Genomic DNA, 443 nt, shown 5'->3' with positions numbered 1-443 from the left:
CGGCTGCCTGGTGAATGGCGCTGGTCTGGCCATGGCGACGATGGACACCATCAAGCTGTTCGGCGGCGAGCCGGCCAACTTCCTCGACGTGGGCGGCGGTGCCACCACCGAGAAGGTGACCGAAGCCTTCAAGCTGATGCTGAAGAACCCGGACGTGAAGGCCATTCTGGTCAACATCTTCGGCGGCATCATGCGTTGCGACGTGATCGCCGAAGGCGTGATCGCTGCAGCCAAGGCTGTGTCGCTGTCGGTGCCGCTGGTGGTGCGCATGAAGGGTACCAACGAAGACCTCGGCAAGAAGATGCTGGCCGACTCGGGTCTGCCCATCATCGCCGCAGACACGATGGCAGAGGCCGCCGAGAAAGTCGTGGCCGCAGCCGCCGGCAAGTAAGCCGCCCGCTGACCCAACCATACGCGAACGCGAGTTGCGCCCGCTGCTGAGT

Annotated in this window: 1 pseudogene; it reads left to right on the top strand. The window is 64.3% G+C overall.

From position 1 onward, the window contains the following. Positions 1-391: pseudogene (gene sucC, locus I6F21_RS37885) on the top strand (succinate--CoA ligase subunit beta); the annotation flags it as partial. Positions 392-443 lie beyond the last annotated feature (52 nt).

It is taken from the genome of Bradyrhizobium sp. NBAIM03, assembly GCF_020194055.1.
GTDB classification, from domain to species: domain Bacteria; phylum Pseudomonadota; class Alphaproteobacteria; order Rhizobiales; family Xanthobacteraceae; genus Bradyrhizobium; species Bradyrhizobium yuanmingense.
Note: the sequence above shows the minus strand (reverse complement) of the source record. Positions and strands in the feature narration are given on the sequence as shown.